The 14,151-nt window shown below is 36.2% G+C and carries 16 protein-coding genes; 15 read left to right on the top strand and 1 reads right to left on the bottom strand.

Going from position 1 to position 14,151, the window contains the following annotated elements:
* Nucleotides 1-20: 20 nt before the first annotated feature.
* The 6 genes from ACZDYH_RS17385 to ACZDYH_RS17360 all read left to right on the top strand — a co-directional run bounded on the left by ACZDYH_RS17385 (nt 21) and on the right by ACZDYH_RS17360 (nt 6,097).
* On the top strand, nt 21-536 hold the full coding sequence (locus tag ACZDYH_RS17385) for a GNAT family N-acetyltransferase (RefSeq protein ID WP_063536752.1): 516 nt from the start codon (nt 21-23) through the stop codon (nt 534-536).
* Nucleotides 537-1,415 carry an aminoglycoside phosphotransferase family protein gene (locus ACZDYH_RS17380; protein WP_113302884.1) on the top strand — a complete coding sequence of 293 codons (879 nt, stop codon included), beginning with the start codon at nt 537-539 and terminating at the stop codon, nt 1,413-1,415.
* A 111-nt stretch (nt 1,416-1,526) separates the two neighbouring features.
* A complete protein-coding gene (locus tag ACZDYH_RS17375; protein WP_474886707.1) occupies nt 1,527-2,855 on the top strand; it encodes a YjiH family protein in 1,329 nt (442 codons plus the stop codon).
* Nucleotides 2,856-3,246: 391 nt separating this feature from the next.
* Nucleotides 3,247-3,834, top strand: coding sequence for a GNAT family N-acetyltransferase (locus ACZDYH_RS17370; protein ID WP_000402585.1), 588 nt, complete (start codon nt 3,247-3,249; stop codon nt 3,832-3,834).
* A 329-nt stretch (nt 3,835-4,163) separates the two neighbouring features.
* Complete coding sequence (locus ACZDYH_RS17365) at nt 4,164-4,796, top strand: YdcF family protein (RefSeq protein WP_000662215.1); 633 nt, start codon at nt 4,164-4,166, stop codon at nt 4,794-4,796.
* Between the two features lie 152 nt (nt 4,797-4,948).
* Nucleotides 4,949-6,097, top strand: a complete 1,149-nt coding sequence (locus ACZDYH_RS17360) for an acyl-CoA dehydrogenase family protein (RefSeq protein ID WP_001218366.1) — start codon at nt 4,949-4,951, stop codon at nt 6,095-6,097.
* A gap of 173 nt (nt 6,098-6,270) precedes the next feature.
* On the opposite strand, the gene ACZDYH_RS17355 is transcribed toward ACZDYH_RS17360, so the two are convergent.
* Entirely contained in the window at nt 6,271-6,741 is a 471-nt protein-coding gene (locus tag ACZDYH_RS17355; RefSeq protein ID WP_016122766.1) for a DinB family protein, read from the bottom strand.
* A gap of 69 nt (nt 6,742-6,810) precedes the next feature.
* Between ACZDYH_RS17355 and ACZDYH_RS17350 the strand changes: the two genes are divergently transcribed.
* From ACZDYH_RS17350 to ACZDYH_RS17310, 9 genes are all read left to right on the top strand, one after another.
* Complete coding sequence (locus ACZDYH_RS17350) at nt 6,811-7,518, top strand: ArsR/SmtB family transcription factor (RefSeq protein WP_049108148.1); 708 nt, start codon at nt 6,811-6,813, stop codon at nt 7,516-7,518.
* 198 nt (nt 7,519-7,716) lie between these two features.
* Complete coding sequence (locus tag ACZDYH_RS17345) at nt 7,717-8,394, top strand: copper homeostasis protein CutC (RefSeq protein WP_000895119.1); 678 nt, start codon at nt 7,717-7,719, stop codon at nt 8,392-8,394.
* 23 nt (nt 8,395-8,417) lie between these two features.
* Complete coding sequence (gene lepB / locus ACZDYH_RS17340; protein ID WP_000662501.1) at nt 8,418-8,969, top strand: signal peptidase I; 552 nt, start codon at nt 8,418-8,420, stop codon at nt 8,967-8,969.
* 155 nt (nt 8,970-9,124) lie between these two features.
* Entirely contained in the window at nt 9,125-9,877 is a 753-nt protein-coding gene (locus ACZDYH_RS17335) for an IclR family transcriptional regulator (RefSeq protein ID WP_434712275.1), read from the top strand.
* A 14-nt stretch (nt 9,878-9,891) separates the two neighbouring features.
* On the top strand, nt 9,892-10,605 hold the full coding sequence (pxpB, locus tag ACZDYH_RS17330; RefSeq protein ID WP_000672284.1) for a 5-oxoprolinase subunit PxpB: 714 nt from the start codon (nt 9,892-9,894) through the stop codon (nt 10,603-10,605).
* Complete coding sequence (locus tag ACZDYH_RS17325) at nt 10,596-11,585, top strand: 5-oxoprolinase subunit C family protein (protein WP_025710068.1); 990 nt, start codon at nt 10,596-10,598, stop codon at nt 11,583-11,585. Before pxpB ends, ACZDYH_RS17325 begins: the two co-directional genes overlap by 10 nt.
* A gap of 18 nt (nt 11,586-11,603) precedes the next feature.
* Entirely contained in the window at nt 11,604-12,365 is a 762-nt protein-coding gene (pxpA, locus tag ACZDYH_RS17320) for a 5-oxoprolinase subunit PxpA (RefSeq protein WP_000207318.1), read from the top strand.
* Between the two features lie 21 nt (nt 12,366-12,386).
* Nucleotides 12,387-13,082, top strand: coding sequence for a DUF969 domain-containing protein (locus ACZDYH_RS17315; protein ID WP_000593392.1), 696 nt, complete (start codon nt 12,387-12,389; stop codon nt 13,080-13,082).
* Nucleotide 13,083: 1 nt separating this feature from the next.
* Nucleotides 13,084-14,046 (top strand): DUF979 domain-containing protein, encoded by a 963-nt coding sequence (locus tag ACZDYH_RS17310; RefSeq protein WP_001021653.1) that lies wholly within the window; start codon nt 13,084-13,086, stop codon nt 14,044-14,046.
* The last annotated feature ends 105 nt before the right edge of the window (nt 14,047-14,151 follow it).

The following is a 14,151-nucleotide window of genomic DNA, read 5'->3' as shown; positions in this document are numbered from 1 at the left end:
TTTGAAAGGGGAAAGGCAATATGGAGAGAAATATAAGTAAAGAATATGCAATTCGAATTGCTACTGAAAATGAAAGTGATAGTATTATCCTTTTATTAAAAGAGGTAGCACAATGGCTACAATATAAAGAAGTGGATCAGTGGCAGTATCTTTTAGGAGAGGAAGCTACGGCTGAAATACTAGAATGTATAAGAGAGAAATATACATATGTTGTTCTGAAAGAAGATGAAATAGTTGGTACGGTTACAGTTTCTCCTAAACAAAATGAATGGGATGAACATATTTTTGGTAAAGAGGAAGTTTCTAATTCATTATATATTCATAGATTTGCGGTGAAACGGAAGTATAAGGGAAATGGAATAGGAGAATGGATTTTACGGTGGGTAGAAGAGAATGTGCAATGTGATAAAGAATATTTGAAGTTAGATTGCGTGGGGCATAATCGTACGTTGAATGATTTTTATAAGAAAAATAGTTTTGAATATGTTGGAAGTACGGATGGGCTTAGTAAGTTTCAAAAGAAAAGGAGAATGTGAATGCATCCAATTAACGTAAGTTTAGTTGAAAAGTTAATACAGGAACAGTTTCCTGAATGGGCCCATTTAGAAGTGAGACCTGTAAAGTTTAGTGGGCATGATAATAGGACGTTTCACTTAGGGGATGAGATGAGCGTAAGATTGCCAAGTGATGTGGCATATGCACCGCAAGTAGAGAAAGAAAATAGTTGGCTTCCTATATTAAGTAAGGGGCTTTCTTTACTGATTTCTACCCCACTTGCGAAAGGAAATCCGTCTGAAGCGTATCCATTGCCTTGGTCTATTAATAAGTGGATAGAGGGAGAAACAGTTACGAAACAAAACGTTCGGGATTTAAATGAATTTGCGGCGGACTTAGGATCTTTTTTAGTAGAATTGCAATCTATTAATGCGAGTAACGGACCTTTAGCTGGAACACATAATTTTTACCGAGGCGGACTTATATCTGTATATGATGAAGAGGCGAGAGTTGCTATTGAAAATAATAAGGATGTTTTTGACGAGGCATTATTAAAACACCTTTGGAATGTAGCACTTAGTTCGACATGGGATCGTAAGCCAGTTTGGGTTCATGGAGATGTAGCGCCAGGGAATTTACTCGTTAAAGATGGAAAGCTTTGTGCTGTAATTGATTTTGGTATTTTAGGTGTAGGAGATCCTGCTTGTGATGCAGCGATGGCTTGGACGTTTTTTGATGAAAATAGTAGAAATGTATTTAAAGAAGTATTACGCATGGATGAAGAAACGTGGAATAGAGCGAGAGGATGGGCACTTTGGAAGGCGTTAATTACATATGACGCAAATAGGGATAGTAATGAGAAGGTGGCAGGAGAATCTTATCGTATCATTCAAGTGATTGTGGATGATTATAAAGGGTAATAGAAAAGCCTATTTCAAAATAGGTTTTTTCATATGATTAAATAGTAGAAACGGAAAGAAGGAATAAGACATAATTATACAGAATATTTAGATAATAGGAGGTGTCGAATTTTGGGTGAAATTGAATTAAAGAGTAATGTAATTAAGACAGGGCGAGAGAAGGGGATTATTCTTCGATTTATACTTGCTAGTCTCGTTGGAGTGTTTATGTTTTTCGTTCCTGTTACGATAAACGGTGCATCGTCTATTATGATTGATCATATCGTATCGTGGATTAGGGCTTCGGTTCCTGGCATAGTACCTTATTATGCATTATTTGTTATGGCAATTGGTGCGATTTATCCATTTTATACGAAGAAATGGAATGCATCTATCGTAGACATTTGTTTTTCTATTTTAAAAGTAGTTGGCTTTGTTTTTGGCATATTATATTGTTTAAAAGTAGGACCAGATTGGTTCTTTGCGCCAGATGTTGGACCGTTTTTATATGAGAAGCTAGTCATATCAGTAAGTTTGCTCGTTCCAATTGGCTCGGCGTTTTTAGCGTTATTAGTCGGATATGGATTGCTTGAATTTATCGGTACATTTTGTCGTCCGATTATGAGGCCATTATGGAATACGCCGGGGAGATCGGCAATCGATGCAGTTGCGTCCTTCGTTGGAAGTTATTCGCTTGCTCTCCTTATTACGAATCGCGTGTATAAAGAAGGAAAGTATACGTCAAAAGAAGCGGCGATTATCGCTACAGGATTTTCTACAGTATCCGCTACATTTATGATCATCATCGCAAAAACATTAGATATTATGCATTTATGGAATGTTTATTTTTGGACTACACTTGTTGTAACATTCATCGTGACTGCTATCACCGTAAGAATCCCACCCCTCAGTAGAAAACCAGATACATATGTAACAGAAGAAGGGTTCCCAGAGCCTGTTTATAAAGAGAAAATGTTAGAACGTGCTTGGGAAGATGCGTTAGAAGTATCAAAGTCTGCACCGAGCATTATGAAAAATATTGCAATGAATTTAAAAGACGGATTTATTATGACAATGGGAATTTTACCATCCATTATGTCAGTAGGATTAATTGGTATCGTCTTAGCGAAGTTCACGCCAATATTTGATTGGATCAGTTATATTTTCTATCCGTTTACATGGCTATTACAATTACCAGAAGCAGACTTAGCTGCTAAAGCCGCATCAGTTGGCATTGCAGAAATGTTTTTACCGTCATTATTAGTAGTAAGTGCACCACTCGTGACAAAGTTTGTTATTGCAGTTGTTTCCGTATCATCTATTTTGTTTTTCTCCGCTTCCATTCCTTGTATATTATCAACAGATATTCCGTTAAAAGTATCTGAACTCATTATTTTATATGTGCAGAGAACGATTTTAACGTTGCTTATTATTACGCCGATTGCTTATTTGTTGCTTTGAAGTTTTAATAAGATAAAGTTAAACAAAAGAAGCCGTCTGTAAAAAGAGGGCTTCTTTTGTTTAAAAGCGGGATATTCTTATTTATTTTTCGTATATGACGTAACGCTTCTTAAGAAGATTCCTAGTCCCGCAAAAAAGAATCCTAAGCATAATAAGCTGCCTGGCGTTCCCCAAGTAATTTGATCTAGCATTGTTTATCCCCTCCCGTTTATCATTATATAGAATTTATTGGAAATTATCAAAAAATTCTTTTTTTAATATGGTTACTGATGAGTCTTCCTACCTTATACGAGAAGAATATATTTGAAAAGAATTCTTTTCTTTATATTTTTTTATTCTTATAATACGTTTTTGATTCTTATGATATAGTAACAACAAAGGGGGCTTAAAAATGGAAATTATTCACGAAAGAGCAAAGTTGCGGTTAATGGATAATACTGATGTCGAAACTTTGTTTTCGATTGTAGAAGGAAATCGGGATATTTGGGCGTATTTAATCTCTAAAATGGATAGTGTGCAAGATATGCAACAATACGTTCAAAAAGCGATAAAGGGTTACGGAAGAGGTACTCAAATACCTTTCATAGTCGTAGATCAACAGTCGAATAAGATTGTAGGAAGTACACGTTTATATAATATTTCAGTAGAAGATAAGACAGTTGAGTTAGGGCAAACGTGGTATCATCCGAGTGTGCAACGTACGAGTATAAATACAGAGTGTAAGTACATGCTTCTTCAGTATGCTTTTGAAAAATTGCATATGCTGAGAGTGCAAATTAAGACGGATGCAAGAAATGAAAAAGCACAACGAGCAATTGAACGGTTAGGCGCAGTAAAAGAGGGTGTGCTTCGAAATGAAAGAAAATTACCGAATGGTTATGTGAGAGATGCGGTGGTGTACAGTATTATCTCGAGTGAATGGCCAGGCGTAAAAGAACAATTGTTAGAAAAATTAGAGTTGTATAAAGAAAAGTTATAATTCGTGTTTTGAAAGGTATATTGTTCGTGAGATATGAAAAATATACCTTTTTTCTTACAAAATGCTACTTTATTTTAATTCCTTTTGTTTCATCGTTCCCTTCTGAGAAAAAATTCGTTACAATGTAGTTGTATGGTAATAAACTTATGAATTTAAAAAATGTAATGAAAACCGCAAATGAAAATGAATTGATAATCCTCAATTTTAAATGAAAACCCTTTTATACATAAATAACAAGTAAAGTTCCTTCTTTTAAATAAACTCAAACAAAACGATTTGATATAAATGTTTTTTATAGAAGTATGGATGATGTACGGAGGCAATTACAAATGAAAGAAAATAAGAAGAGTAAGAAAAGACGAATCTTTCAAGTATTTTTACTAATGATTTGTTCTGCTATTTTATATGTAAGTTATGCAGCTTACGATATTTGGAGTTATCGTTTTAAAGCAAATGATGACGTGAAAACGGATGCTGGTATCGTACTAGGAGCAGCTTCATGGAACGGAAAACCATCTCCTGTATTTAAAGAAAGAATTAATCATGCGATTTCTTTATATAAGAACGGAAATATTAAAAAGATTATTTTTACAGGTGGTACAAAGTTCGAGGCAGAACTTGAGGAAGCACGTACTGCAAGAGTATATGCAATGAAACAAGGTGTAAAAGAGGAAGATATTTTAATTGAAACTAAATCCCTTTTCACTGAAGAAAATTTAAAAAATGCGAAGCAAGTTGGAATAGAGAACGGCATACAAACATACACGATTGTAAGTGATCCACTTCATATGAAACGCGCAATGAGAATCGCAAAACATATTAATATTGAAGCGTATGCTTCACCAACGCCGACATCAGCATATAAAACGTTAGATACAGAAATACCATTCTTCTTTAAAGAATTATTCTCGTATATTGGATATGTAACCTCTTTGCCGTTAAAAGCATTGAAGGGGGACTAATAAGAAAAGAACCTATCTTTAAATAGGAACTTTTCTTATTAGTCAAAAACATTGTATTTTTATCGGAATAGTGAAACAATAGAGAGGTAGCTTCATATAATCATAATGATAAAATGAACGGTTTATGAATCGAGCATAAAGGAGATTATAGTATGGCACTCTCATTTGTTGAAACAGAAGAACAGTCTTTAATTATTGAGAAAATAAATAAATTGATTCCGAAGTTCATGGAAAGGGAGCATCAGCTAAGTGAATTAGGATCATTTCCGTATGAAAATATAAATGATTTGAAAGATATCGGATATACGAAATTAACGTTACCGAAGGAATTTGGTGGTAGTGCCATTTCTTTATATGACTTCGTTTTATTTCAAGAGAAAATCGCGGAAGGCTGTGGAGCTACTGCATTATCGATTGGCTGGCATCTTGGCATTGTGAAGGAGCTAGCGGAAAATCGCTCTTGGAATGATGAGATGTTCAAATGGTTTTGCGAAGAAGTACGTAATGGTGCGCTCTTTAACAGGGCAGCAACAGAACCGAAAACAGGGAGTCCGACGCGTGGCGGCAAACCAGAAACAATAGCGGTTCAACAAGGCGAGAAGTGGGTTATAAATGGAAGAAAAACTTTTACAACGATGGCGCCAGTACTTGATTATTTTATTATTTCAGCAAGTATGGAAGGCCGTGAAGAAGTTGGTGAGTTTGTTATTCCGAGAAATACACTCGGTGTATCTATTGAAGAAACGTGGGATAGCGTTGCAATGCGAGGGACTGCTAGCCACGACCTTGTCTTACAAAATGTAGAGATAGACAACCGCTTTTTTACGGATGTAAAAGGCGGGAAAGTGAAACAAAAGGGTATTGGCTGGTTGCTACATATACCAGCATGTTATTTAGGAATTGCACAATCAGCAAGAAATTATGCAGTTCAGTTTGCGGGATCATACAAACCAAATAGTTTAAACCATTCTATTAGTTTATTACCGAATGTTAGAAGATTAGTTGGAGAATTAGAACTCGAGCTTATGCAAGCTCGCGTCTTTTTATATCAAATTGCGAAAAAATACGATGAGGCAGAAGATAAACTGTCACTGCAAGCAGAATTAGCGGCAGTGAAATACGCCGTAACAAATGCGGCGATATCCATAGTGGATAAATCAATGCGCATCGTAGGAGCAAAAAGTTTATCAGAAAAAAATCCGCTCCATCGTTACTATTTAAATGTCAGAGCAGGACTGCATAATCCGCCGATGGATGATGCAACACTATCTATGCTTGCGGATGCGGCGTTTCGGTCATAGTTTTTAAAGCATGGGTTTGATTACTAATCAAACCCATGCTTTTTATATGTATGAAGCACTTGGTTGAGATGTAGGTTTTTAATATAAATGATTATCATGTTTTTTTGATTGTGTCTTGTTGAAAAATTCTTATTGTAATGCCAGTTTGGAGGCTGTATAAACATTTTTCGTATTTAATCCCAAATTAATGGCCTTTCTAAGTTTACCATTCGTAAATATTGTAAAAATTGACCTGCATGGACCGCATCATGATAGGCAATTCGTAATAGCATATCGCCTAAATATCGTTGATAGCCAACATCGCTTCGATCAATAAGTCTTGTATCTAGCTCTGCTATGCTTATTGATTGAACATATTCTATGAAATCGGCAAAACATGATTGTGCTAATTCAATTTCTTTTTTTACACAAGTAATTGGCTCGTCATCATACGGGGTACGTATGTCGTTTATTGAGCCGTTGTTTTTTATAATCATATGATAGTAAAAAGTTGAGCTCCATACGTGACGAATCATTTCACCAAAGGACATAGCCTCAGGATCAGGCTTCCAATTAAGAAAATTATCGGGAAGAGAATTCCATAATTTTTCTGAGCGCCTTCTCGTTTCTTTTAAATTTAATATACTAAGATCAATTGCATTCATAATACATTCTCCTTTACTATTAAACTTAAAATAATTGTATCAATTTAATAGTTAGGGTATCATCGAAATATGAATGTATATCCGAATATCTCATATATAGCTAAACTAATTGCTGAACCTACAAGAGCAATCATCTTAGATTGTCTAATGAATAATCAGGCACTACCTGCTAGTGAATTGGCTTATATGGCAAAAGTGTCACATCCAACAATTAGTTCGCATCTTTCTAAATTAGTAGAAGGGAATTTACTTACAGTTGAACAACATGGTAGACATCGTTACTATCGACTTGCTAATCAAGAAGTTGCCGAAGTGCTTGAAAAGTTAGGGACAATTGCACCAACAGTTCAAGTTCGCTCTTTAAAACAATCAACCCAACTAAAACAAATTCGTTATGCTCGAACTTGTTATGATCATCTTGCAGGCAAACTCGGTGTAGAGATAACTGAAAAATTACTAGATAGGCAATTTATAATTTTAGAGGGTGGAGAATACATTGTAACGGAACAAGGTAAGAAATGGTTTCTGAATTTTGGAATAAATGTTGATGAGGCAGATACAAAAAGGAGGGTATTTGCAAAACCTTGCCTTGATTGGAGTGAACGGTGTTACCATATTTCTGGTTGGTTAGGGTCTGCAATTGCAAAACTGTTTTTTGAACAGGGATGGATTACGAAAACGGATAAGAACCGAGCTGTCCATCTTACAAAGAAAGGTGTAAAGTTATTGGAAGATCAATTAGGCATTGATATGAAAACTGAGGAAAGAAAAGTTTGAAATTAGAAAAGTCCGTCAAAATGACGGTTTTTTTCATTATGGTAGGAGTGTACATGAATAATAGGATGTCCCAAATAATTATTGCCAATAAAAAAATCTTTCTTTTCATTCTTCTTTTTTAAGTTTTAAAGGAGAAAGCTAGGCTTCTTATTTTTACTAATGTTATAATAAGAAAAAAGCACGAAAAGAGGTCATCTCATGCTAGAGGTTATTGCAACATGTTTAGAAGATGTAAAACGAATTGAAAGTGCTGGCGGGAAGCGGATTGAATTAATTTCATCTTATACAGAAGGTGGTTTAACACCGAGTTATGCTTTTATAAAAAAAGCGGTAGAAGTGGTAAGTATACCAATTCATGTTATGATTCGTCCGCATGCGAAGTCTTTTACATATACGGAAGAAGAAATTGAAATGATGAAAGAAGATATTATAGTTGCACAGAAGTTAGGAGCAGCTGGGGTAGTATTAGGCGTATTAAACGAACGAAATGAAGTGGATGAAGAGAAATTAGCGGATTTACTATCTGTTGTAGATGGAATAAATGTAACGTACCACCGTGCGATAGATGATATAAAAAATCCAGTAGAAGCGATGAGCACTTTAAAGAAGTTTCATAAAGTGACTCACGTTTTAACTTCAGGTGGACAAGGAAATATAGTAGAGAATATTCCGGTGCTTACAGAAATGCAAAAGGTAAGTGATGGTCAAATTCAGCTTGTAGCTGGAGCTGGCGTGACGAAAGAAAATATAAAGCGATTGCTAGATGAAACTGGAATCACGCAGGCGCATGTCGGTACAGCGGTAAGAGAAGGAAAATCATGTTTTTCTGAAATAGATCCTAATTTAGTACAAGAATTAGTTGAAATAATAAAATAAGTGCTTAAGAAAGAGGAGAAACGATGAAGGAAAATACGAAGAAAGAATTATTCTCTTGGGCTAAAACGATAGGTTTTACCCTTGTATTAATTGCTATTATTCGCGGTGTTTTATTTACACCTTCTTTAGTACAAGGTGAATCAATGATGCCCACTTTAAAAAACAACGAAAGAGTTCTCGTGAATAAGATTGGTTATAGTATAAGTGGATTAGATCGCTTTGATATTATCGTCTTCCACGGGAAAGAAGGATACGATTTAGTAAAACGAGTAATTGGTTTGCCAGGCGATACAGTTGAGTATAAAAATGATGTTTTATATGTAAACGGAAAAGCGATGGAAGAACCATATTTAAAACAGTTTAAAGAAAAAGCAGTAGGCCGTGTATTAACTCCAGACTTTACGTTAGAACAAATCACTGGGAAAACGAAAGTGCCAGAAGGCCAAGTATTTGTTTTAGGGGATAATCGTGAAGTTTCTAAGGATGGTCGCATGTTTGGCTTTATTTCAGAAGATGAAATTGTCGGAAAAGGACAAGCTGTTTTCTGGCCGTTGGAACAAGTAAGAGCGTTATAAAGTGTGGTGAAGTATGGGAGAGATATTCTTCCATACTTTTTTATTTGCTTAAAATCTATTGATTGAATTGAAAGAATATTTTATAATTTTAAATTATATGTTTGTTTCGAAAAACGGAATTTAAGTTCCGTAATTCGGAACGAAAGGGAGATAGAATGAGTATAAATAAAACGGCAGTTAAGACAATGGATATTTTAGAGTTGTTTTATGAGCATGAAGAGCTAAGTTTAACTGAGATGGTTCAGCTTACAAATATGCCGAAAACATCTGTTTATCGTTTAATTGGTTCGTTGGAAGAGATGGAGTTTTTACAAAAAAACGAAAAGGGGAAATATCGTTTAGGGGTCGTATTTTTACGGTTCGGTCAACTTGTTTCACACCGATTATCAGTAAGAAATATAGCAATTCCTTATATGAAAGAACTTAGTGATAGTTTAGGACAGGCAGTTAATTTAATAATTCAGGATGGAAATGACGCAATTTATGTTGAAAAAATGGAAGGTGTTCAGCCGGTACGCGTGTATACGGCGGTTGGAAGAAGAGCACCGCTTTATGCTGGTGCATGTCCGAGAATTTTACTATCGTATTTTTCTGAGGAAGAGAAACGGAGATACATAGAGGAAGTGGATTTAAAACAGTTTGCAGATGGAACAATTGTGGATAAGGAACAATTGCTAGAAGTGTTGCAAATGGCAAAAAAGGAAGGCTACACCATTAGTTATTCTGAGTTAGAAAATCATACAGCCGCGATAGCAGCACCCATTTTCGCGAGCGATGGAACGGTTGTAGCAGGCATTAGTATTTCGGGATTAGCAATTGAGTACAACGAAAGTAACATTTCATATTTTATTGCGAAGGTGAAAGAAACAGCGCATCGCATTTCGAAAGAACTCGGCTTTTTGGCATAGAAAGAGGGAGTAGGATGAAATTTTCTGCGTTAGGGGATCAAGCAATTATTGTTACATTTGGTGAAGAAATTAAGAGGGATATATATGAGAAAGTACAGCGGTTATTTCAAGCACTGCAGCAACATCCGTTTGCAGGAATGATAGAGTGCGTTCCGTCGTTTACTTCATTAGCTGTTTACTACAATGTATACGAAGTATGGAAGCGAAATGAGAGAAGTGAAAGGTCACATGATTACGTTCGCCAGTATATAAAGGAGCTGTGTGATTCTTATAAAGAAGAAGTAAAACAGGATGTGAAACATATCTCTATACCCGTTTGTTACGGGGGAGAATATGGACCAGATTTAGAAGAAGTCGCGCATTATCACGGTTTACAAGTAGAAGATGTGATTCGAATACATAGTGAAACTACATATTTTGTATATATGCTAGGTTTTACACCAGGGTTCCCGTATTTAGGAGGACTTTCAAAAGAATTAGAAACACCTAGAAAAGAAACACCACGGTTACAAATCTCTCCTGGTTCGGTAGGTATTGGCGGAAATCAAACAGGTATATATCCGCTTGAAACACCAGGAGGATGGAATATTATCGGCCGAACTCCTATTTCATTATTTAATCCGGAAGAAGAAATACCAACATATATTCAAAGTGGTATGTATTTACGATTTATTCCAATAACGAAGGAAGAGTACGTATCGCTTGAGGGGGCTAAAAAATGGATGTAGAGGTTTTGCATGCGGGAATGTTTACAACAGTCCAAGATTTAGGGCGATCTCATTATCAACAATACGGTGTGCCAGTTGGCGGGGGGATGGATCAAAGTGCACTTCGGATGATCAATATGTTAGTTGGTAATGAAGAGAATGAAGCGGGACTCGAAATGACGATTATGGGACCTAAATTGTTAATAAAGAAAACGACTTTACTTGCGATTGGCGGAGCAGATATGGAACCGTTATTGAATGGAGAACGTATCCCCTTATGGCGTCCAATTTTAGCGGAAGAAGGTAGTATGCTTTGTTTTGGAAAAGTGAAAAGTGGTTGCAGAGCGTATGTGACCTTTGCGGGTGGAATACATATTGAGCGTACAATGGGAAGTAAAAGTACGTACATACGTGCTGCGATTGGTGGTATAGAAGGAAGAATGCTGAAAAAGGGTGACTACTTCCAAATTGGTGCACAACCAGAAATGGCGAATCGTTTCATTCAAGACTTACAAAAAGATGAGCGTATAAAAACGAAATGGGCAATTAGCAACAGCATACTACCAAAGTATAAGAAACATCCTAAGCTTCGTGTCATAGCTGACTTTGAATATAATCAATTTACAGAAGAAAGTAGAAAGGCATTTTTTACGAGAGAGTATAAGGTATCTAATTATGCTGACCGTATGGGCTATAGGGTTGAGGGAGAAGTATTAAATAGGATGGAAGAAAAAGAGATTTTATCGAGTCCTGTTACATTTGGAACCATTCAAGTTCCTAATGGTGGACAGCCGATTATATTAATGGCAGATAGGCAAACGACAGGTGGCTATCCGAGAATGGGAAATATCATTTCAGTAGATTTACCTCTTCTTGCCCAGCTAAAGCCGGGGGAATATGTTTCTTTTGAGAAAATTACGCTTGAAGAAGCGGAACAATTGTACATAGAACAAGAAGTAAATATGAATCTATTAAAGAAATTCATTGCTTTACGAAGCTGAAATTAGGAGGAATACATTATGACTACAATCGATTTAAACTGTGATTTAGGAGAAAGTTTTGGCGCTTATAAAATGGGGAATGATGATGAGATTCTTCCGTTCGTTTCCTCTATAAACGTTGCTTGCGGTTTTCATGCGGGTGATCCGTCTATTATGCGTCAAACTGTTGAAAAAGCTTTGGAGCATAACGTAGCAATAGGGGCGCATCCTGGATTTCCTGATTTAATTGGATTTGGTAGAAGAAACATGAATGTTTCAGCAAGTGAAGTATACGATTATGTTCTATATCAAACAGGCGCATTAGACGCATTTGTGAAAGCGGCAGGCGGGAAAATGCAGCATGTAAAGCCGCACGGTGCCTTATATAATATGGCGGCGTCTAATCCGGAAATTGCAGATGCAATTGCAAAGGCAATTTATCATATAAATCCAAGTCTATTACTTTATGGATTAGCAAATAGCGAGGCGTTTATACAGGCTGCAGAAAAATACAAAGTAACTCTTGTACAAGAGGCTTTTGCGGATCGTACATATAAGCAAGATGGTACATTAACGAGCCGTACAGAAGAAAATGCGCTTATAAAAGATGAAGACGAAGCGATAAAGCAAGTACTTCAAATGGTGAAAGAAGGCCATGTAAATGCGGTCAATGGAGAGAAAGTAGCAGTTCAGGCGCAAACAATTTGTTTACACGGTGATGGGGAAAAAGCAGTGCAATTTGCAAAAAGAATATACAGAACATTCAAACTTAATGAAATTTCTATTTGTGCACCGAAATAAAAAATAGGGGGAAGTGCTGGGATGATTAAATTAATCGGAATACTACTTGTTGCAGTGGGCTTTTTATTTAGATTAAATACACTTTTAGTAGTTATGGTTGCAGGTATTGTTACTGGTATGGTTTCAGGATTAAGTTTTTATGATGTGATCAGCATGTTCGGTAAATTTTTCATAGAAAATAGATATATGTCTATGCCAATTATATTAACTTTACCGGTAATCGGAATTTTAGAGCGTTACGGTTTAAAAGAAAGAGCAGAAGCACTTATAACGAAATCAAAAGGAGCAACAACTGGAAGAGTATTAATGTCATATTTTACGATAAGAGAATCATCAGCAGCACTAGGGCTTAATATTGGTGGGCATGCGCAAACAGTAAGGCCGCTCGTTGCACCGATGGCAGAAGGGGCCGCGCAAGGTAAATACGGTAAACTTCCTGAAAAATTAAGAGAAAAGATTAAAGCAAACGCAGCAGCTGCTGAAAATACAGCTTGGTTTTTCGGAGAAGATATTTTCATCGCAACTGGAGCTATTTTATTAATGAAAGGATTCTTCGATTCAGTAGGTATGCATGTCGGAGTATGGGATATGGCACTTTGGGGCATTCCGACAGCAATATCTGCACTTATTGTAAGCTGGATTAGATTTAGAAGGTTTGATAAATATATAGAGAAAACAATGAAGGCAGAAGGAAAAGAAGAGAAGGAGGCAATATAAAATGAACATCATCACAATGGATACAATCTATTACGTATTAGGTATAATTGTTGCCTTTATCGCTGTTCGTATCGCGTTTGATCGTGAGCATCCAAATCGATTTGGTTCTAGTCTATTTTGGGCATTGTTTGCCGTTACATTTTTATTCGGGAATGTAATCCCTTCGTTTTACGTTGGCTGTATTGTACTCGCTATGGTCGTTTTAGCCTCACTAAATAAAGTAACAAAATCAGAGGAAAAAGAAGTTCTAGTACAAGAACGTGTGAAACATGCTGAGAAATTAAAAAATAAAATTTTTATGCCTGCACTATTAATTCCTATTTTTACAATTATCGGTACGTTGACCTTAGGGAAAATTAAATGGGGAAATGTCTCTCTTGTTGATCCAGATAAAGTAACATTAGTTGCACTAGCGTTTGGTGCATTACTCGCATTTGTTGCGGCGATGCGTATTACAAAATCAAAAATAACAACACCTGTACAAGAAGGAAGCAGGCTATTACAAGCTGTTGGCTGGGCTGTAATTTTACCACAAATGTTAGCAGCACTTGGCGGTATATTCGCGAAGTCTGGCGTTGGACAAGTTGTTTCAGACTTAGTCGGACAAGTGCTACCGACAGAGTATCCGTTCGTTGCCGTTATGGCGTACTGTTTAGGCATGATGCTATTTACAGTCGTAATGGGAAATGCATTCGCAGCGTTTGCTGTTATTACTGGCGGAATTGGCTTACCTTTAATAGTTCAAATGCACGGCGGAAACCCAGCAATTATGGCAGCGCTCGGTATGTTTGCTGGATATTGCGGAACGCTGCTTACACCAATGGCAGCAAACTTTAATATCGTACCTGCGATGCTTTTAGAGCTAAAGGATAAAAATGCGGTTATTAAAGCACAAGTACCAATTGCTCTTTCAATTTTTATCATAAATATGTTTATTATGTACGGCCTAGTATATCGTTTCTAATTAGGAGGTAATAACAGTAAATGAGAATCTATAAAAAACTATAAAAATTTACAATTACAGGTTTTATATTTTACAGAATTCAACCTATAATATTTTCAGGTGATG

Source organism: Bacillus sp. EB V-12 (assembly GCF_056158125.1).
Note: the sequence above shows the minus strand (reverse complement) of the source record. Positions and strands in the feature narration are given on the sequence as shown.

Excerpts from the sequence above, each read along its gene's own strand:
- ACZDYH_RS17385 (WP_063536752.1), top strand. The coding sequence starts at position 21 with ATGGAGAGAAATATAAGTAAAGAATATGCAATTCGAATTGCTACTGAA.
- ACZDYH_RS17380 (WP_113302884.1), top strand. The coding sequence starts at position 537 with ATGCATCCAATTAACGTAAGTTTAGTTGAAAAGTTAATACAGGAACAG.
- ACZDYH_RS17370 (WP_000402585.1), top strand. The coding sequence starts at position 3,247 with ATGGAAATTATTCACGAAAGAGCAAAGTTGCGGTTAATGGATAATACT.
- ACZDYH_RS17365 (WP_000662215.1), top strand. The coding sequence starts at position 4,164 with ATGAAAGAAAATAAGAAGAGTAAGAAAAGACGAATCTTTCAAGTATTT.
- ACZDYH_RS17360 (WP_001218366.1), top strand. The coding sequence starts at position 4,949 with ATGGCACTCTCATTTGTTGAAACAGAAGAACAGTCTTTAATTATTGAG.
- ACZDYH_RS17355 (WP_016122766.1), bottom strand. The coding sequence starts at position 6,741 with ATGAATGCAATTGATCTTAGTATATTAAATTTAAAAGAAACGAGAAGG.
- ACZDYH_RS17350 (WP_049108148.1), top strand. The coding sequence starts at position 6,811 with ATGAATGTATATCCGAATATCTCATATATAGCTAAACTAATTGCTGAA.
- ACZDYH_RS17345 (WP_000895119.1), top strand. The coding sequence starts at position 7,717 with ATGCTAGAGGTTATTGCAACATGTTTAGAAGATGTAAAACGAATTGAA.
- lepB (WP_000662501.1), top strand. The coding sequence starts at position 8,418 with ATGAAGGAAAATACGAAGAAAGAATTATTCTCTTGGGCTAAAACGATA.
- ACZDYH_RS17335 (WP_434712275.1), top strand. The coding sequence starts at position 9,125 with ATGAGTATAAATAAAACGGCAGTTAAGACAATGGATATTTTAGAGTTG.
- pxpB (WP_000672284.1), top strand. The coding sequence starts at position 9,892 with ATGAAATTTTCTGCGTTAGGGGATCAAGCAATTATTGTTACATTTGGT.
- ACZDYH_RS17325 (WP_025710068.1), top strand. The coding sequence starts at position 10,596 with ATGGATGTAGAGGTTTTGCATGCGGGAATGTTTACAACAGTCCAAGAT.
- pxpA (WP_000207318.1), top strand. The coding sequence starts at position 11,604 with ATGACTACAATCGATTTAAACTGTGATTTAGGAGAAAGTTTTGGCGCT.
- ACZDYH_RS17315 (WP_000593392.1), top strand. The coding sequence starts at position 12,387 with ATGATTAAATTAATCGGAATACTACTTGTTGCAGTGGGCTTTTTATTT.
- ACZDYH_RS17310 (WP_001021653.1), top strand. The coding sequence starts at position 13,084 with ATGAACATCATCACAATGGATACAATCTATTACGTATTAGGTATAATT.